The 18,637-nt window shown below is 64.2% G+C and carries 17 protein-coding genes and 2 tRNA genes; 10 read left to right on the forward strand and 9 right to left on the reverse strand.

All coding sequences use genetic code 11. The features are described from left to right. The first annotated feature begins 153 nt into the window (after positions 1–153). Positions 154–1,413, forward strand: a complete 1,260-nt coding sequence (locus tag K323_RS0103915) for a glycosyltransferase (RefSeq protein ID WP_022883982.1) — start codon at positions 154–156, stop codon at positions 1,411–1,413. A 10-nt stretch (positions 1,414–1,423) separates the two neighbouring features. Continuing rightward, positions 1,424–1,497: transfer RNA gene (locus K323_RS0103920), tRNA-Ile, on the forward strand. A gap of 149 nt (positions 1,498–1,646) precedes the next feature. Here the strand turns inward: K323_RS0103920 and K323_RS0103925 are convergent. After that, positions 1,647–2,330, reverse strand: coding sequence for a hypothetical protein (locus K323_RS0103925; protein WP_022883983.1), 684 nt, complete (start codon positions 2,328–2,330; stop codon positions 1,647–1,649). A gap of 115 nt (positions 2,331–2,445) precedes the next feature. Here K323_RS0103925 and K323_RS30645 point away from each other — a divergent pair, with 115 nt between their 5' ends. The 3 genes from K323_RS30645 (at position 2,446) to K323_RS0103940 (ending at position 5,252) form a co-directional block, all read left to right on the forward strand. Then, complete coding sequence (locus tag K323_RS30645; RefSeq protein WP_022883984.1) at positions 2,446–2,568, forward strand: hypothetical protein; 123 nt, start codon at positions 2,446–2,448, stop codon at positions 2,566–2,568. 146 nt (positions 2,569–2,714) lie between these two features. Beyond that, entirely contained in the window at positions 2,715–3,380 is a 666-nt protein-coding gene (locus K323_RS0103935; RefSeq protein WP_022883985.1) for a phosphoribosyltransferase, read from the forward strand. Between the two features lie 111 nt (positions 3,381–3,491). Next, positions 3,492–5,252 (forward strand): bifunctional 3'-5' exonuclease/DNA polymerase, encoded by a 1,761-nt coding sequence (locus K323_RS0103940; protein ID WP_022883986.1) that lies wholly within the window; start codon positions 3,492–3,494, stop codon positions 5,250–5,252. Between the two features lie 4 nt (positions 5,253–5,256). Here the strand turns inward: K323_RS0103940 and K323_RS0103945 are convergent, their stop codons facing one another. Continuing rightward, positions 5,257–5,874 carry a PadR family transcriptional regulator gene (locus K323_RS0103945; protein WP_022883987.1) on the reverse strand — a complete coding sequence of 206 codons (618 nt, stop codon included), beginning with the start codon at positions 5,872–5,874 and terminating at the stop codon, positions 5,257–5,259. Between the two features lie 249 nt (positions 5,875–6,123). On the opposite strand from K323_RS0103945, the gene K323_RS0103950 reads away from it, so the two are divergent. Then, positions 6,124–6,645, forward strand: coding sequence for a DUF3145 domain-containing protein (locus K323_RS0103950; protein ID WP_022883988.1), 522 nt, complete (start codon positions 6,124–6,126; stop codon positions 6,643–6,645). Positions 6,646–6,853: 208 nt separating this feature from the next. Here K323_RS0103950 and K323_RS0103955 read toward each other — a convergent pair whose 3' ends face one another. The 6 genes from K323_RS0103955 to aceE form a co-directional block, all read right to left on the reverse strand. Continuing rightward, a complete protein-coding gene (locus K323_RS0103955) occupies positions 6,854–8,089 on the reverse strand; it encodes a beta-ketoacyl-[acyl-carrier-protein] synthase family protein (RefSeq protein WP_022883989.1) in 1,236 nt (411 codons plus the stop codon). A gap of 95 nt (positions 8,090–8,184) precedes the next feature. Then, positions 8,185–8,433: an acyl carrier protein gene (locus K323_RS0103960; RefSeq protein ID WP_022883990.1), complete on the reverse strand. Its 249-nt coding sequence runs from the start codon at positions 8,431–8,433 to the stop codon at positions 8,185–8,187. A 61-nt stretch (positions 8,434–8,494) separates the two neighbouring features. Then, complete coding sequence (locus tag K323_RS0103965; RefSeq protein WP_022883991.1) at positions 8,495–9,499, reverse strand: beta-ketoacyl-ACP synthase III; 1,005 nt, start codon at positions 9,497–9,499, stop codon at positions 8,495–8,497. 51 nt (positions 9,500–9,550) lie between these two features. Beyond that, on the reverse strand, positions 9,551–10,480 hold the full coding sequence (locus K323_RS0103970) for an ACP S-malonyltransferase (protein WP_022883992.1): 930 nt from the start codon (positions 10,478–10,480) through the stop codon (positions 9,551–9,553). A 107-nt stretch (positions 10,481–10,587) separates the two neighbouring features. Continuing rightward, positions 10,588–11,793: a PucR family transcriptional regulator gene (locus K323_RS0103975; RefSeq protein WP_022883993.1), complete on the reverse strand. Its 1,206-nt coding sequence runs from the start codon at positions 11,791–11,793 to the stop codon at positions 10,588–10,590. A 7-nt stretch (positions 11,794–11,800) separates the two neighbouring features. Then, a complete protein-coding gene (gene aceE, locus K323_RS0103980) occupies positions 11,801–14,527 on the reverse strand; it encodes a pyruvate dehydrogenase (acetyl-transferring), homodimeric type (RefSeq protein WP_022883994.1) in 2,727 nt (908 codons plus the stop codon). A 456-nt stretch (positions 14,528–14,983) separates the two neighbouring features. Between aceE and K323_RS0103985 the strand changes: the two genes are divergently transcribed. The 4 genes from K323_RS0103985 (at position 14,984) to K323_RS0104000 (ending at position 18,101) form a co-directional block, all read left to right on the forward strand. Further along, on the forward strand, positions 14,984–15,451 hold the full coding sequence (locus K323_RS0103985) for a peroxiredoxin (protein WP_022883995.1): 468 nt from the start codon (positions 14,984–14,986) through the stop codon (positions 15,449–15,451). 69 nt (positions 15,452–15,520) lie between these two features. After that, positions 15,521–15,593: transfer RNA gene (locus K323_RS0103990), tRNA-Val, on the forward strand. Positions 15,594–15,972: 379 nt separating this feature from the next. Further along, positions 15,973–17,424, forward strand: coding sequence for a sensor histidine kinase (locus K323_RS24150; RefSeq protein ID WP_022883996.1), 1,452 nt, complete (start codon positions 15,973–15,975; stop codon positions 17,422–17,424). Next, a complete protein-coding gene (locus K323_RS0104000; RefSeq protein ID WP_022883997.1) occupies positions 17,421–18,101 on the forward strand; it encodes a response regulator transcription factor in 681 nt (226 codons plus the stop codon). Before K323_RS24150 ends, K323_RS0104000 begins: the two co-directional genes overlap by 4 nt. Positions 18,102–18,147: 46 nt before the next feature. Here K323_RS0104000 and K323_RS0104005 read toward each other — a convergent pair whose 3' ends face one another. After that, the gene (locus tag K323_RS0104005; protein ID WP_157509333.1) at positions 18,148–18,546 is read right to left on the reverse strand and encodes a hypothetical protein; all 399 of its coding nucleotides are present in this window, start codon (positions 18,544–18,546) and stop codon (positions 18,148–18,150) included. Positions 18,547–18,637 lie beyond the last annotated feature (91 nt).

Here is an 18,637-nt window from a genome sequence, read left to right on the forward strand (position 1 = left end):
ACCGAATTGATGACGCGCCGTTTTGAGCCGCACGCCGAACCGGGGCCGTTTAGAATAAAGTGCATGGATACCCCTCCGGCGTCTGCTTCGGGGGTACAAGACTTTTTCAGCCGGATGTCGATTCCCGGCCCGCCAACGTAGGGATTACGCCACTTGTCAGATCCGATCTATCCGCCAAGCGATTCGCCGGCAGGCGATGCCCACGCGGCGAAGAAGCCGATCCGCGTCCTGATCGCGGCCGACACTTTCGCGCCAGACGTGAACGGCGCTGCCCGGTTCGCAGAACGACTGGCGGCCGGCCTGGTGTCGCGTGGACACGACGTGCACGTGATGGCGCCTGCTGCGTCTCGCAAGAGCGGCACCTGGACTGAGACGCACGAGGGCCAGCCGATGACCGTGCATCGCTTGCACAGCTGGCGCTGGTACCCCCACGACTGGTTGCGATTCGCACTTCCGTGGCTGGTTCGGCGCGACAGTCGTCGCATTCTCGACTCCGTGAAGCCAGACGTCGTGCACTTCCAGTCACACCTCAATGTCGGGCGCGGTGTGACGATCGAGGCTGAGAAACGCGGCATCCGCATCATCGGCACCAATCACTTCATGCCAGAGAACATGGTGGAGTTCTCTTTGATTCCCAAGGGCTTCCAGGACCGCGTGATCAAGGCAGCGTGGCGTGCCGCCCGGCGCACGTTCGGTCGGGCGGAAGCGGTGACGACCCCGACGGTGCGTGCGGCGCAGTTCTTGAAGAAGTACACGGGGCTCACCGAGGTTCACGCGATCTCCTGCGGGATCAACGCAGACAACTATTCGCCGAGTTTCGAACCACGCACCGAGAACCGCATCCTGTTCGTCGGCCGGGTCACTGGTGAGAAGCAGATCGACGTCCTGCTGAACGCCGTTGCATTGCTTTCGCCCGAGCTCGACGTGAAAGTCGAGATCGTCGGCGGAGGCGACCAGAAGCGCAACCTCGAGCACCTGGCCGACACCCTCGGCATCAGTGATCGGGTGTCGTTCACCGGCTATGTGACGGATGAGGAATTGCGGGCCGCCTATTCGCGCGCGACGGTCTTTGCGATGCCGTCGATTGCCGAGCTGCAGAGCATTGCCACCATGGAGGCGATGGCGTCTGGGCTCCCCGTGGTCGCAGCCAACGCCATGGCGCTGCCGCACCTGGTGCACGACAAGGAGAACGGGTACCTGTTCGAGCCAGGCAATGCCCAGGACCTCGCGGACAAGCTGACGCAGGTGTTGACGGCCGCACCAGCCGAGCTGACTGCGCAGAAGCGCGAGTCGCTCAAACTGATCGGCTCGCACGATATCAACCGCACCTTGAACACCTTCGAAAGCCTGTATCGTGGTGAACCGGTGGTCGATCCGATCATCGACGGAGCCTCCGCACACTCGTCAGAGTAGGCGGATTCTCGGGGCGGTAGCTCAGCTGGTTAGAGCAGCGGACTCATAATCCGTCGGTCACGGGTTCAAGTCCCGTCCGCCCTACTGAGAGCGTGGCGTATCGACGTAGACGAGGCGTCGTGTCCGAAGCCACGACGATCGTCGTGCGCCGATCGTCGCCGTTCGCACCCACAATCGCCGGCGTAGCGGGGTCAACGGGTGGAGGCGGCGATTCTCGACGGGAGGCGACCCCGCTAGAAGTCGAAACCGCCACCGAAATCGCCTCCACCACCGAAGTCTCCGCCTCCGAAGTCTCCGCCTCCGAAGTCGCCACCGCCACCGTCGGCCGTGGCTTCGCCGCCGGAGCCGGAGCCGGCATCCGTGCCACCTGAATCTCCACCACCTGAATCTCCACCACCTGAATCTCCACCACCTGAATCTCCACCGTCTCCGCCGCTGTCAGTGTTACCGTCGGCCGCGGCAGTGTCAGCCGGGCCAGGCAGGAATGCCGACGCGATCGCGGAACCGATGACAAAACCCGTTACCGTTCCGAGCAGAGAACTGGCGAACATGCTGCCGAGGCCGGGGCCACCGCGTTGGCCGGCAGAGTCAAGTGTGCGCTCCATGGTGCCCGGGCTCCGCAGTTCCTGCCTCGTCGCGGCCTGGGCGAGGCTGGCCGGAGCGTTGTCGCGCGGACGCTCGCTCGGAGGAGCATCGGCCATCAACTGCTGGAACAGCAATTCCCGTTGTTCTTCAGTCAGCTTCGCGAAAGCCTCCGTGTGTACCTGCTCGATCGTCTCTGGCGGTGCCGTACGCAGCAGATACCGGTAGCGTTCGACGGCGATTTCGTCTGCAGAACGCTCAGGTTGGGACGCCGGGCGTTGCTGCGGAGGTGTTTCGGGCTCTTCGCGGCCCAGAAGTCGGTCGAGGAATCCCATGGTCGTGTCTCCTTGCAGATCGGGGTATCCAGAGTATTCTCGGCAACTCGACTGAAGCTGGGAACTCGGCACGGATATGTGCGACCTTGCATGATCGGATGGCGGAAGGACAGGCATGGAACCCGGTCTCTTCCTGATCGGACCGAACTGGCTCATCACGGTGTCTTTGGGCACGGATCCGAATGAGCTCGCCATCCTTCAGACCTCGCTCGGCGGGGAATTGTTGCCGCTCGCGTGACTCGGCCGTGCGCCGGCGCCCTGCCCTGACACTTTTTGAGACGAACTCCGCAGGCAGAACGGATGCCCTGCGCTGAAGATCAGAAATTCTGCGACAGTGCCGAAATGCGAGTTACGCTGCTTTCGAGGGCCGAGGAGAGGGTGGACATGTTTCGAGACCGCTCCGAGGCCGGTCGGCTGCTGGCTACCGAACTCACCAGACGCCTACCTGACGACAAACTGCACGATCCCATTGTGTACGCCCTGCCGCGCGGCGGTGTCCCCGTCGCTATCGAGGTAGCCAGGATGCTCCGCGCCCCACTCGACCTGCTCATCGTGCGCAAGATCGGCGCGCCGGGGTATCCGGAAGTTGCTCTCGGCGCGGTCGTCGACGGCGACGACCCCCAGACGATCATCAACGACGACGTCTACGCGGCGACCGGCCGTGATGCCGAAGCGCTGGAACGCATCCGTCGTCGCGAACTCGCTGAAATCGAACGGCGCAGGAGTCGCTACCTCGGTGACCGGGCACCGCTCGATCCGTCCGGCCGCACAGCGATCGTGGTCGATGACGGCCTCGCAACCGGCGCAACCGCGAAGGCAGCTCTCACCGCCGTGCGGCGAATGGGCGCGTCCAGGACGGTTCTGGCGGTGCCAGTCGCACCCGACGACACCGAGCGAGAGCTGAACGGATACGCCGACCAGGTCATTGCACTCGAGATGCCAACGGAGTTCTGGGCGATCGGCCAGTTCTACACCGACTTCCATCAGCTCACCGATGACGAGACGATAGGCATGCTGCGGCAGATGTGGTCAGGTGACGGCGAGTCCTGATGAGCGTGAGCATACGGGAGCCACGAATGGTTCAAATAGGACAGAAACTGTCCGAGGCAGACGACAGAATAGATCTGTGCCGAAATTCCTGTCTGCCGATGCCGGGTTGCCGTGTACATCCTGGTGACTCGAACCGGCAATCAGGGCGTTCTGGCCGCGCCTCTTAACTCGGCCGGGCAGCCGATTCGGCCGGCGCTCACTTTGTCTTACGACGAGTTCACCGAGTACGTGCGCACCACGGAGTTGGAATCCACACAAACGGATGCGCCCCGCTGGGTGTGGGACGACACCTCACGCTGGTATCCCGCCCTGCTCGCCTCCGGAATCCGTGTGCAGCGCTGCCACGACCTGCGGCTCAGCCACGCTATCCTCCGTTCCTCCGAGCTCACGGCGTCGAGCGGACTTGCCGGAGCGGTTCCCGGGCGATGGGATGCTGCGCCGCCGTTCGAGCCGCAGCAGCAGGCTCCGGGAATGACCCTGTTCGATCTCGACGGTGACTTCACGGCGGGGGAGCACGGCGACGACGACCCGGGACGAAGCGACCACCCCGTCGACGACGACACCCTCACCGAGTTGCTCCGGCAGCTCGATGCCGTCTCTTTCTGCGCGAACCCCGGCCGGTTGCGACTGCTCCTCGCGGCCGAATCTGCCGGCGCACTCATCGCCGCGGAGATGCAGTTCGCCGGGCTGCCCTGGAGCACCGACATCCACGATCGACTGCTCACGGCTGAACTCGGCCCTCGCGTCGCTCACGGACGGCGTCCGGAACGCCTGGAGTCATTGGCCGGGAACATCCGAACGGCGCTGGACGATGCATCCGTCAACCCCGACTCGAACCAGGACCTCCTGAAGGCCCTGCGGAGGGCCGGTCTCTCCGTGACGTCAACCAGGGCCTGGGAGCTGATGGAGCTCGAACATCCGGTCATTGCACCGCTCCTCGAGTACAAGAAGCTTGCTCGCCTGCTGAGTGCCAACGGCTGGTACTGGATGGACACCTGGATCGTCGACGGCCGCTTCCACCCTGAATACGTGCCAGGAGGCGTCGTCACCGGCAGGTGGGCCACCCGTGGCGGGGGAGCGTTGCAGCTTCCCAAACAGGTGCGCGGAGCCGTCATCGCCGACGACGGCTGGAAACTGGTTGTGGCGGACGCCGCCCAATTGGAACCTCGTATCCTCGCGGCACTGTCCACCGACACGGAGATGGCCGCGGCCGGCCGTGGCACAGACCTCTACGCCGGAATCGTTGCGAGCGGAGTCGTCGAGACCCGTGCGCACGCAAAGATCGCCATGCTCGGAGCAATGTACGGAGCGACGACGGGGGAGAGCGGCAGGCTCCTGCCACGGCTGGCGCGCGCGTACCCCCGCGCACTCGGTCTGACGGAGGAAGCTGCGCGAGCAGGCGAACGCGGCGACATCGTGACGACGCGGCTCGGTCGCTCGTCACCACGGCCGGGGGAGAGCTGGCAAGCGGTGCAGGCCCAGGCGTATGACCCGGCGGCATCGGCGGTCGACGAACGCCGCGCACGCAGCCAGGCGCGCGACTGGGGACGCTTCACGCGCAACTTTGTCGTGCAGGGCAGCGCTGCTGAGTGGGCACTGTGCTGGATGGCCGAGATTCGCAAGACACTCCGCGCTTTGTCGGAGCCGAATACGGGTCGTGACACGGCAGCATCCGTCTTCGCCGACACGCCACATTTGGTTTTCTTCCTGCACGACGAGGTCATCGTGCACTCTCCGGCTGACCTGGCCGATCGGGTGTCCGCTATCGTGACGGATGCCGCCGCAACCGCCGGACGGCTGCTGTTCGGTGATTTCCCCGTCGACTTCCCACTCACGGTGGCGGTCGTCGACAGCTACGCAGAGGCCACGTAGTCGGTCAGCCGGCTGCCGACATCGGTGCGCCAGACGCAGACGCAGTCGCCGGTCGGCGGCCGCGTCGTGGCCGCACGGCGCTGAGGTCGCGTCTGAACGAGTCGGATGATCCGTCCTCCACGAGTCGACGTGCGTGTTCCAACCAGTCCAGCGCCGCAGTTGCCAGAGCCTGGTCTGCCCCGGCGGCCAGACGATCCTGGCCGGATGCGCCGAGGTTCCCACCCACACCCAGCCAGTGCTCGCGGTAGGCGGCAATCAGGCCGAGCGCGTCGCCATCGGGCAGCGAAGACGCAAGCAGCACACGATCGATGAGGTCATTCCATTCCTCACCGACAGCGCTCTCGGTGCTGGTCAGCCACTCTGAAGCCTCCGCGCGGCCGGCAGCTGTCAGGCGATACAACGGCAGCCCGTCGTCGGTGGAACCTGCCGACTCGATGGAGCCCTGGCGTGCCAGCCGTTCCAGGGTCCCGTAGACCTGCCCGACGTTGACGTTTCGTCTGCCTGCCGTGCGAGAGCTGAGTTCACCGTGCAACTGAAATCCGTATGCGGGTCCGATGGTCAGGATCGACAACAGGCCATTGCGAACCGTCCCGTTCCGCACGGTTCCATTCCGTACCGCCACGCTGCCTCCTGGATCTGAATACCTATACCGAGTATAGAGAACAGAGAGAGGCGTGACCGGCCACGACACCAGCGACACGCCCCCGACATTGGAATGACAGGCTTGTCATTATGGTGTGGACTGGGGCATAATTCAGCTAGTGGCCACGATGTATCACAACATCTGATCCGCACAACTTCACACGCATACCGCACATCATCCGTTCAGAGGTCGTTGGGGAAGACGCACCTCAGAGGAACGGAGAAAACGATGGCGGCAACACCAGCCCGTCAGGCACCAACTGCGCGAGGCGTGCTTTTTGTGCACTCTTCGCCCCGAGCGTTGTGCCCCCACGTCGAGTGGGCGGCCGGCACGGCTCTCGGTGAGGCGGTGAATTTTGAGTGGTCGGAGCAGCCAGTGCAGAAGGGCGCGCAACGCGCCGAGTTCTACTGGGAAGGCGAACGAGGCACCGGCGCGAAGCTCGCATCGGCGCTGCGTGGCTGGGAACACCTGCGTTTCGAAGTGACGGAGGATGCAGGGCTCGGAACGGATGGCGGTCGCTGGCTGCACACCCCAGACCTCGGTATCTTCTACGCCCAGACCGACACCGCAGGCAACATCGTGATTCCTGAGGACCGTGTGCGCTATGCGATCGAAGTCGCCGGTGCCAACACGATCGAGCTGCATCGCGAATTGCGGCTCGCCCTCGGCCAGGCCTGGGACGACGAGCTCGAACCGTTCCGCCACGCCAGCGATATGAACTCGGTCGTCTGGCTTCACCAGGTCGGCTGACGGCACAGGTTGGCTGACGGCACAGATCGACAGCGCAACCCCACAATCGTGCGAGTCAGGCAACGTGGCGCAATAAGCGCGGGTCGGTGAGTTTCCCGAACAGCGTGTACGCGAAACACCTGGATCGCATTCAAGAGAACAGACCCCGACCGGTGGCTTCCCGGTCGGGGTCTTTCCCGTTCAGACGTGAGGCTGTTGGTCGAACCCGCTACACGCTCCGGAAGGCGACGACAGCATTGTGTCCGCCGAAACCGAATGAGTTGCTGATGGCGAGAAGGTCGCCGTCCGGCAGAGCCCGCGGCTTGGTCACGACGTCGAGTGGGATCTGCGGATCTTGCTCGGTCAGGTTGATGGTCGGCGGCGCCACTCGCTCGGAGAGTGACATCACAGTGAAGAGAGCTTCGATGGCACCAGCGCCACCGAGCAGGTGCCCGGTCGACCCCTTGGTGGCCGAGACGGGGATGCCGTCGAGGAGACCGCCGAACACGCGCCGGAGTGCGTTGTACTCTGCGATGTCCCCGACCGGGGTGCTGGTGGCGTGCGCATTGATGTGAGCGACGTCGCCCAGCTCTGCTCCCGCATTCTGCACTGCAGCGATCATCGCACGTGCGGCAGCAGTACCTTCTGGGTCAGGCGCCGTGATGTGGTAGGCGTCGCTGGTCACCGAACCACCGAGAAGCTCGGCGTAGATTCGCGCGCCGCGTGCCTTGGCATGCTCTTCCGTTTCGACGACGAGCGCCGCAGCACCTTCGCCGAGCACAAAGCCGTCTCGAGTGACGTCGTATGGCCTTGAGGCGGTGGCCGGGTCGTCATTTCGCTTGGAGAGCGCCTGCATGGCGGCAAACGATGCGATCGGCAGCGGGTGGATCGCGGCCTCAGAACCACCGGCGATGATGACATCGGCGAGACCCTGCTGCAGATGGTCGTATGCGTTCGCCAGCGACTCCGTGCTCGAGGCACACGCCGAGACGACGGTACGGATGCCTGCACGGGCGTGCAGGTCCATTCCGATCGCCGCTCCAGGGCCGTTCGGCATCAGCATGGGAACCGTCATCGGCAGTACCCGGCGTGGGCCGCGTTCGCGCAGGGTGTCCCAGGCGTCGAGGAGCGTCCACACCCCGCCGATACCGGTTGCCCAGTCGACGGCGAGCCGGCCGGGTTCGACCTCGGGGGAGCCGGCGTCTGCCCAGGCTTCACGGCCTGCGATCAAAGCGAACTGGCTTGAAGGGTCGAGGCGCTTCTGTTCGTGGCGCTCGAGCACGCTGTTCGAGGGCACTTTGGCCTGTGCGGCGAAGGTCACCGGTATCTGGGTCCGTGCGACCCACTCCTGTTCAAGGGTGCTGGCTCCGGATTCGCCTGCCAGCAGTGCAGACCAGCTGTCGGCGGCCGTGCCGCCGAGGGGCGACGTGGCGCCGAGGCCGGTGATAACGATCTTCTTGGTCATAACGTCAACTCTCCGTGGAACGGTAGAACGGTTGGCTGCCAGCACGAGGCGGACCGGTCGACGGGAGTCGGCCGGCCTGCCCTGTGCGAGAGGTGCTAGTCCTGCGCCTTGACGATGAACTCGACAGCGTCTCCGACAGTCTTGAGGTTCTTCACCTCTTCGTCAGGAATCTTCACGTCGAACTTCTCCTCCGCGTTGACGACAATGGTCATCATCGAGATGGAGTCGATGTCCAGGTCGTCGGTGAACGACTTGTCCAGCTCAACCGTGTCGGTTGCAATGCCGGTCTCGTCGTTGATGAGTTCGGCCAGGCCGGCAAGAACTTCTTCGGTGGACAATGCCATTGTTATATCTCCTTGGGGTGTCGCGTTTGACCGAGACTCAGTTTAGGGGGAGTGCGCCCGACTAAGGCAGCACCACGACCTGCGCGCCGAACACCAGACCGGCTCCGAAGCCGATCTGGAGTGCGAGGCCGCCGCTGAGTTCGGGGTTCTCTTCGAGAAGTCGGTGGGTGGCAAGCGGGATGGATGCGGCCGACGTGTTGCCGGTGGTCGCGATGTCACGCGCAATCACAACGGATTCCGGCAGCTTCAGTTGCTTGGCGAACTCGTCGATGATGCGCATGTTCGCCTGGTGGGGGATGAAGGCCGAGAGCTGATCGCTGGTGATGCCGGCCGCGTCGAGTGCCCGCTTGGCGACCTTGGCCATGTCCCACACCGCCCAGCGGAAAACAGTCTGGCCCTCCTGGCGGAGGGTGGGCCAGGCGGCCTCACCCCTGCGGAACTCCTGCAGCGTGTGGTCCATGCCGACGGCATCCGCTTTCGAGCCGTCTGAGCCCCACACCGTGCTGGAGATCCCCGGGAACTCGCTCGGTCCGATCACCACCGCGCCGGCGCCGTCGCCGAGCAGGAACGAGATGGATCGGTCGGTCGGGTCGACGACATCAGAGAGCTTCTCGGCGCCGATCACGAGTGCGAAGTGGGCGACACCGGTGCGGATGAGCGCATCGGCCTGGGCGATCGCATAGGTGTACCCGGCACACGCGGCGTTCATGTCGTATGCCGCCGCGGGATTGGCGCCGACCCGTTCGGCGACGACGGCGGCCATTGAGGGCGTCTGCTGGGTATTGCTGATCGTGGCGATGATGACGGCATCGATCAACTCAGGGGCGATTCCGGAGCGTTGGATCGCTTCCCGGGCGGCGTCCGTTGCCAGGTCGACGGCCAACACGTCTTGGCTGGCCCTGGTGCGCGTGATGATGCCGGTGCGCTGTTGAATCCATTCGTCTGAGGAGTTGATCGGCCCGATCAGGTCGTCGTTCGGCACGATCTGGTCGCCCCTCGCGGCCCCGACCGAGAGGATACGGGTGTACTGGGGGCCGTGTGACTGCTGCAGTGTTGGCTTCGTCATTCGTCTCTCTCTGGGTATGTATGTCAGGCCGGTCGGTGCACGCGGTGCGGGTCAGGCGATCGGTGCGGACGCGTCGATGAGTTCGATTGCTCTGGGGAGATCGTCCGGTGTCTTGATGGCGACGCTCGGCACTCCTTTGAGCGCACGCTTTGCGAGCCCGACCAGTGCACCGGCGGGCGCAACCTCGATGATCCCGGTGACACCGGCACTCGCGAACGACTCCATGCAGCGATCCCAACGGACGGGGGAGTGCACCTGTCCGACCAGAAGGCTGACGAATTCCGCACCGCTGTGCACCCGGCTGCCGTCTCGGTTCGTCCAGATCCGGGTGGTGGGATCGCTGGTGGCCAGGCCGTCTGCGACGCCGGCGAGGTGCGCCGCTGCCGGCTGCATGTAACGCGTATGGAACGCTCCTGCGACCTGCAGCGGAATGACACGTGCCCGCGCCGGCGGGTTTTCGCCGAGTGCTGCCAACGCATCACGAGCGCCGGCTACCACGATCTGGCCGCCGCCGTTGAAGTTCGCCGGGGAGAGACCGAGCGAATCCAGTTGTGCCAGGAGTTCGGTCTCGTCCGCCCCGATGACGGCGCTCATGCCGGTTGGCTCGAGGGCGGCCGCAGCAGCCATCGCCGTTCCGCGTTCGCGCACGAACCGAACGGCATCCGCGTTGCTCAGGATGCCGGCGCCGGCTGCGGCGGTCACTTCGCCGACCGAGTGCCCGGCTATTCCGGCGATGCGATCCTGTCGGCCGTCCGCCAGCAGCGCACCTAGTGTGAGCAGCCCGGCCGCGACGATCAACGGTTGAGCAATCGCTGTATCGCGAATGGTGTCCGCGTCGCTTACGGTTCCATGTGCGACCAGGTCGATGCCGACGGCGTCGGAGATCTCCTGTAACTCGCGGGCGTATTCCGGAATCTCGAGCCAGGGTTCGAGGAAGCCAGGGGTCTGGGAGCCCTGACCTGGGCAGACGACGACAATCACGTGTTCTAGTTTCTCAATCTCACGCCCGAGGCGTGTGTCGAAGATGCACTAAGTATTCGCGAATCCATTATCGCGTATCGACAGTTTGCAGTCGCGTCGGTGCAGCGTCAGCGACGACGAGTCGATCCGTCGTGATCGCTGATCGATCCGATGATCAATGCCGCCTGGAGAATGAGCGCCTCTCGCGAGCCTGTCGCGTCGTAGCCGATCACCTCGGAGACCCGCTTCAGGCGGTAGCGCACCGTGTTCGGGTGTACGAAGAGTTCCCTGGCCGTCGCTTCGAGTGATCGACCGTTGTCGAGGTAACACCAGAGCGTGGTGAGGAGCTCGGTAGAGTGCGCCTGCAACGGACGGTAGATCCGGTGGATGAGTGTTGCCCTGGCCAGCGGATCGCCGGCGAGAGCACGCTCTGGCAGGAGATCGTCTGCCGGAACGGGGCGCGGTGCATTGCGCCACGATCTGGCAACGGCGAAACCGGCCAGGGCGGCTTTGGCGCTCTTTGAGGCGTCGACGAGGTTCGGTACTTCGTGCCCCAGCACCAGGTGCCCGGGCCCGAAGCTCGGTTCCAGTTGCATGGCGATCTCCATGAACGACAGGATGGGCGCCGTACCGATCGTCTCGTCGCCTTCTGCTGGGGTCGGATGCGCGCGCCCGATGACCAGAACCAGACGATTACCCTGCACGCCGATCAGCACGTCGGCGGTCATATGGCGTGCCGAGCGACGCAACTGGTCGACGTCGAGCATTTTCGGAGTGGTGCCGACGAGCACGCAGACCTCGCCGTGGCCGTGCCACCCCAGTGCGGCGATTCGGCTGGGGAGCTCATCGTCGTACTCGCCACTGAGAATGGAGTCGACGACGAGCGCCTCAAGCCTGGCGTCCCAGAGCCCGCGTGCCTCTGCCGCGCGGGCGTAGACATCCGCTGCGCCGAATGCGATCTCCCTCGAGTAGAGCAGGATCGCTTCCCGGAGTGACTCGCCGCCGTCTTTGACCCGTTCTTCGACCACTTCGACGGTGACCCTGATCAGCTGGAGGGTCTGTTGCAGGCTGATCGAGCGCAGCAGTTCACGTGGGGCGGCGCCGAAGACGTCGGCGGCGATCCACGGTGTCGATTTCGGGTCGTCGAACCAGGAGATGAACGAGGTGATACCCGCCTGGGCCACAAGGCCGACGGCAGACCGCCTCCCCGGCGGCATGTCGCCATACCAGGACAGGGTGTCTTCGAGACGTTTCAGGGTCGCGGTCGACAACTCGCCTGAGATCGTGCGAAGCCAGGCGAGTGTCTGCTGTTTGGTCTTGGGCGCCGGTGCCACGGGGAGGCTAGCTCTCGCCCCCGGCTGAGCCGGTGGTTCCTGCCGTCACCTCGTGCAGCCGGTACTTCTCGATCGCCTGCTGTGCCAGAGAGCGATCGACGTCGCCGCGGCGGCCGAGCATCTCGAGGGTGCGAACGACCATCGACGGTCCGTCGATCTTGAAGAATCGGCGAGCGGCGGCGCGGGTGTCGGAGAAGCCGAAATCGTCTGCTCCGAGTGTCGCGAAGTCGCCGGGGACGAACTGACGAATCTGGTCCGGTACGGCGTGCATGTAATCGGAGACCGCCACGAAGGGGCCCTGGGCGTTCGCCAGCTTCTGCGTGACGTACGCCGTACGCTCCTCGTCGTTCGGGTTGAGGAAGTTGTGCTCCTCTGCGGCCAGGCCGTCGCGGCGCAGTTCGGTCCATGACGTCACTGACCAGACATCGGCGGAGACGCCCCAGTCATCGGCCAGTAGCTGCTGGGCCTCGAGTGCCCAGGGAACGGATACGCCGGATGCCAGCAGCTGTGCCTTCGGACCGGTGACGGCGGATTCGTTCAGGCGGTAGATGCCGCGCACGATTCCGTCGGAGTCGACGCCTTCTGGTTCTTTGGGCTGCACGAGCGGCTCGTTGTAGAGGGTGATGTAGTACATCACGTTCGGGTCTGGGTGCGTTCCGCCGTACATCCGGTCGAGGCCGGAGTGCACGATGTGGCCGATCTCGTAACCATAGGCGGGGTCATACGACACCACGGCCGGGTTTGTCGACGCGAGCAGGTGCGAGTGGCCATCTGCGTGCTGCAGGCCTTCGCCGGTCAGTGTCGTGCGACCGGCGGTGGCCCCCATGATGAAGCCGCGGGCCATCTGGTCGCCCGCAGCCCACATGGCGTCGCCGGTGCGCTGGAATCCGAACATCGAATAGAACACGTAGATCGGGATGAGCGGCTCGCCCTGGGTCGAGTACGACGTACCGACGTTGGTGAACGCGGCCATCGCGCCGGCTTCGTTGATGCCGACGTGAAGAATCTGACCCTGCGCGCTTTCCTTGTATGCCAGCAGCAGCTCACGGTCGACAGACGTGTAGTGCTGACCATTGGGGTTGTAGATCTTCGCGTTCGGGAAGAAGGCGTCGATGCCGAAGGTGCGGGCTTCGTCCGGGATGATCGGCACGATGCGATTGCCGAAGTCCTTCGACCGGAGCAGGTCTTTGAGCAGGCGGACGAAGGCCATGGTGGTGGCAATCTCCTGGGTGCCCGAACCCTTCTTCGCGATGGCGTAGGTGGAGTCTTCAGGGAGGTTCAGCTGGGTGTACTTGGTGCGGCGTTCTGGAATGTAGCCGCCGAGCGCGCGGCGGCGCTCGTGCAGGTACTGGATCGCCTCATCGGAATCGCCCGGCGTGTAATACGGCGGAAGATACGGGTTCTCCTCGAGCTGGGCATCCGTGATTGGCACGTGCATGCTGTCGCGGAAGGTCTTGAGGTTCTCCAGCGTCATCTTCTTCATCTGGTGGGTCGCGTTGCGGCCCTCGAAACTCGGGCCGAGGCCGTAACCCTTGACAGTCTTGGCCAGGATGACGGTGGGCTGGCCGGTGTGCTCAGCTGCCGCTTTGAAGGCGGCAAAGACCTTGCGGTAGTCGTGACCGCCGCGCTTGAGGTTCCAGACCTGGTCGTCTGTGTAGCCTTCGACGAGCTGGAGGGCGCGCGGGTCGCGGCCGAAGAAGTTCTCGCGAACGTATGCGCCGCTCTCGGCCTTGTAGGTCTGGTAGTCGCCATCCGGCGTGACGTTCATGAGGTTCAGCAGCGCGCCGTCGGTGTCGCGGGCGAGCAGGTCGTCCCATTCGCGGCCCCAGACCACCTTGATGACGTTCCAGCCGGCGCCCCGGAAGAAGCTTTCCAGTTCCTGGATGATCTTGCCATTGCCGCGCACCGGGCCGTCGAGGCGTTGGAGGTTGCAGTTGATGACGAAGTTCAGGTTGTCGAGGCCCTCGTTCGCGGCGACCTGGAGCTGACCGCGGCTCTCGACCTCGTCCATCTCCCCGTCGCCGAGAAACGCCCAGACCTGCTGGTCGCTGGCATCTTTGATGCCACGGTTGGTGAGGTACTTGTTGACCTGAGCCTGATAGATCGCGTTGATCGGGCCGAGGCCCATCGATACCGTTGGGAACTGCCAGAATTCCGGCATCAGGCGCGGGTGCGGGTAGGAGGAGAGACCGTTGGGGGCGTGTGACTTCTCCTGGCGGAATCCGTCGAGCTGGTCTGTGCTGAGCCGGCCCTCGAGGAATGCCCTCGCATAGGTACCGGGGGAGGCGTGGCCCTGGATGAAGATCTGGTCGCCGCCGCCCGGGTGGTTCTGGCCGCGGAAGAAGTGGTTGAAGCCCACCTCGTAGAGGGCGGCGGAGGAAGCATAGGTGGAGATGTGGCCGCCGACGGCGATACCGGGGCGCTGGGCGCGGTGCACCAGGATGGCGGCGTTCCAGCGGATCCAGGCGCGGTAGCGGCGTTCGATCTCTTCGTTGCCCGGGAAGGAGGGCTCGTTTCCCGCCGCGATGGTGTTGATGTAATCGGTGGTCGGAACCATCGGCACACCGAGGTGGAGTTCTTTCGAGCGCTTGAGCAGGCTGAGCATGATCTCGCGGCCGCGCTGGTGGCCGTGTTCGGCGACGAGGGCATCCAGCGACTCAGACCATTCGGCCGTCTCCTCCGGATCGGTGTCAGTGTTGTCCATCGAGTACGGGTCCTGGTCGTTGACGGTCACACTCGACCTCTCTCTGTTGTTGAGATCCTGTTGTTCAGATCCTGTTGTTCAGATCCCGTTGATGAGATCATGCTGGCGCAGATCGTGCCGGGTATTTGTGGTGCCGCACATGGTGGGTCGGATCACGACCGGCGGCATCCTCACAAGCCTACTGATTCTTCCCTCGTACTGCGTACGCGCCAGAAAGCACGCGTTCCGCCGCCGAGGCGCTCGAAACCCGGTGGCCCGATCTTCAGAGCCGTGGATTAGAAGGGTGGGTCTTCCGGTAGTACTTTCTTGCGGAGTTCGGCCGTCTAGGGCAGAGGAATAGATCACGGAACACGTCCGCCTTCAACTGGGTCAACGTCCAGCTGTAGTGCTTGTTTAACCGCGTTCTTGGTTCCAGCGAGCAGCGGGTCTAGGCTAGGCAACCGTGTCAGCCGCGGATCCTCTCGCGGCACGGAAAGGAAGCGCACCATGGCTCTGGAGAACGACACTCAGGCACCCGACTTCGAACTGATCAACCAGTTCGGCCAGCGGATCCAGCTCAGCCAGTTTCGTGAACTGAAATCCGTGGCGCTGGTGTTCTTCCCGCTGGCATTCTCTGGGATCTGCAGCAACGAGTTCTGCGAGTTGCGCGACAACCTGGGTCTCTTCGAGGACAGTTCCGTTGAACTCATCGGGATCTCGGTGGATTCCCGCCACACCCTGCGGGCCTGGGGTGACCAGGAGGGCTACCGGTTCAACCTGGTTGCAGATTTCTGGCCGCACGGCGCCGTCGCCAAGGAATACGGGGTGTTCCTTGAGGAAAAGGGGTTCGCGAACCGCGCGACATTCCTCATCGATCAGGGCGGAATCATCCGTTCGAGTTTCATCACCGCACCCGGCGAAGCGCGTTCCCTGCTCGCCTACCGCGCGGCCCTTGAGGAACTACAGCCAGCGTAGCCTCGCGGTGCATCCCGGCCACGGCGCCTGTATGCTGTACAACGATCTGTTCGGGTTTCGACTCGGCGGGGGCCTTTAGCTCAGTTGGTAGAGCGCCACGTTTACACCGTGGATGTCATCGGTTCGAGCCCGGTAGGGCCCACTTTCCATCCACCTGAGATGTCCACGATGTTGGACCTCGTTGAAGCCCCCGCGCGACCACCGGTTGCTGCGGGGGTTTTCCCTGCGTTCGAAGGCGTGTTCCCTGTGCGGTGGGCGAAGAGCGCGCCTGGGTCGATTTCGAAAGAAATCGGCGATGTAGTCCTTCGCTGCCGCTCAGCGCCCCGCACGCTACAGAGCCGCGCCAAATAACAGCGGGAGACCCGCGAAGCGCTCGTGCTCGCAGCGGAGATGCTGCGCGGTGAGGGCTGGGACCCGTTCTCGACGGTCGAAACGACTGCCGCGGACACGTCAGAACGCGAATCGATCTGCGCCTCCGCCGCTCTGGAAGTGCGTCGATACAGACAGGCGATACTGGAGTCATGCCTTCTTCCCGCCTGCCGCGCTGGTCGGTGCGCACGCGTATCCTGGCCGCCATACTCGCGGTCACGGCCCTGAGCATGGCGGGGGCAGGATTCACGGCATACCTCGTTCAGCGGGATCGGGTCATGCACGAGATCGATGATCGGCTGCTGTCCAGGGTGGAAGCGGTGCGGGTTGTGGTGAGCGGGTCCCCGGCAACGGATGTCTCGGGCACTGAAGGCAGTGCGCCGGCCCCTTCTTCGCATGCCACCACCAGGGAAGCCCTGGAGGCCGTGTTCTCCCGCGTACTGCCTGGCCGCAACGAGAGCTCACTGGGCGTGATTGACGGCAAGCCGGCACTCGTGTCGGCAATCGACGTCGATGCTCACCTGGAGGAAGATCCCGCGCTGGTCGACCGCATCGTCGCTGAGGTTTCAGACGGAACGGTTCGCCTCGGAACGTCGGTGGGTCCGCTCGGCTCGCTGCGGTATGTCGCGACACCGGTCAACATTGAGGGCGACCCACAGCAGGGCCTCTACATCGCCGCGTTCGACATCGATGCCGAGTTGAAGGACAGCATCAGCGCGTTCTCGACATACGCGATTGTTGCTGCTGGCGGGCTGGTGGCCGTCGGACTGGTGGGCTGGCTCGTCGCCGGGCGGTTGCTCAGGCCGTTGCGCGACCTGCGGGATGCAGCGTCTCGCATCAGCGCAACCGACCTGACCAAGCGCATCCCGGTGCAGGGCAACGACGACCTTTCCGGTCTGACCTCCACCGTGAACACCATGCTCGATCGCATCGACGGGGCGGTCAGCGCGCAAAAACAGCTGCTCAATGACGTGCGGCACGAGCTGAAGACGCCCATCACGATCGTGCGCGGGCAGCTTGAGGTGGCCAACCCTGAAGATCCAGACGACATGCGGCAGGCGATAGCGATCGCGATCGACGAACTCGATCGGATGTCTGCACTGGTTGACGAGATCGAGTCTCTGGCCGACAGCCAGCAGTCGCTGCTCAACCGGTCGCCGATAGACATCCGCGACTTCACAGAGCAGGTGTTCGCCAAGGCCTCCACCGACGGCAACCATAAGTGGAATCTCGCCGAGTTTGCGGAGGTCGCGTGTCTCATCGATTCGGCGAGGATCACGCAGGCATGGTTGCAGTTGGCCGACAACGCAGGCAAGTACGCGCCACCGGGCTCGCCGATCTCGCTCGGCAGCCGGATCACCGATGGCCAGCTTCTCGAGTTCTGGGTGGCGGATCAGGGCCCGGGTATCCCGAAAGACATGGAGGATCGTATCTTCGATCGCTTCGGGAGGGTGGGTGCCCAGCGAGGGGTGCGTGGCTCGGGCCTTGGACTTCCCATTGTGGCCGCGATCGCCAAAGCACACGGTGGGCGGGTGGCACTGCAGAGCTCTCCGGTCGGTTCGCGCTTCGCCATTGAGATCCCATTGCAGGAGGCGAACGGATGAGCAGCATCCTGATTATTGAGGACGAAGAGCGCATCTCCAGCTTCGTGAGCAAGGGCCTGAAGGCGCAGGGCTATGCCTGCACCGTCGTCGAGGATGGTGTCGACGGACTGCAACTGGCTCTCTCCGGTGAGTTCGACCTGGTGTTGCTGGATGTCGGACTTCCCGGTATCGACGGGTTCGAGGTGTTGCGTCGCATCCGCAAGCACGACACACAGTTGCCGATCGTCATGCTGACCGCACGAACGGCGACCGAAGACACCGTCGCCGGTCTGGACGGCGGCGCCAACGACTACCTGGTCAAGCCGTTCAAGTTCGACGAACTGGCGGCGCGGGTGCGCAGCCGGCTGAGGGATGCCGCGGGCGGGGTCCAGGAGGCGAGCCTGACCATCGCGCATGAGGGGCTCAGCATCGACCTCAAATCGCGGCGAGCCGCTGTCGATGGCCGCACCGTGGAGCTATCGGTTCGCGAGTTCGCGCTCACTGAGGAGTTCCTGCGACACCCAGACCAGGTGCTGAGCCGTGAGCAGCTGTTGAGCCGGGTGTGGGGCTACGACTTCGATCCAGGGTCGAACGTGGTGGATGTGTACGTCAGCTACCTGCGCGCGAAGCTCGGGCCCGGGCGCATCGAGACGGTGCGGGGGATGGGCTACCGCCTGAGGGAGCACGCCGCCGAATAGCGAAAGCCGCTGCCCATCTGGGCAGCGGCTTTGTTCGCGTGTTGGGTCAGTCGGCGCTCTGAGCGGACACCGCGCTCTGTGCTGAAACTGCGCTCTGTGCTGAAACCGCGGTCTGTGCTGAAGCCGCGCTCTGTGCTGAAACCGTGCTCTGTACCGAAACCGCACTCTGTGCCGAAACTGCACTGACCGGGCTCACCGCACTCGCGCCGGCGGTGGCGACGCTAGTGGTTGCCGGCGTGCTGGTCGTGGTGATGGGGGCATCCGTTGCCGACGTCGCCGACTGGATGCTCGAGTTCGACGTACCAGACGACAGCGTGCCGACCTTCTCACCGCTGGTGTCGTGGATGGTCATAGCATTGGCGGCCATGACTCCTCCGCCGGCAACCAAGCCGAGGCCGAGAGCGGATGCTGCGCCGACGACGGTCCATTTGCGCTTGTTGTTCATGGGAGTCTCCTTCATGCTGTTCTGCGGACGGTGCCGCACGATCACTGACAGGAACTACTATTCAGGCTGGATCTAAGGCAATCGTCAGGGG

Origin of the sequence: Glaciibacter superstes DSM 21135, from assembly GCF_000421145.1 — a bacterium.
Taxonomy (GTDB): Bacteria; Actinomycetota; Actinomycetes; order Actinomycetales; family Microbacteriaceae; genus Cryobacterium; species Cryobacterium superstes.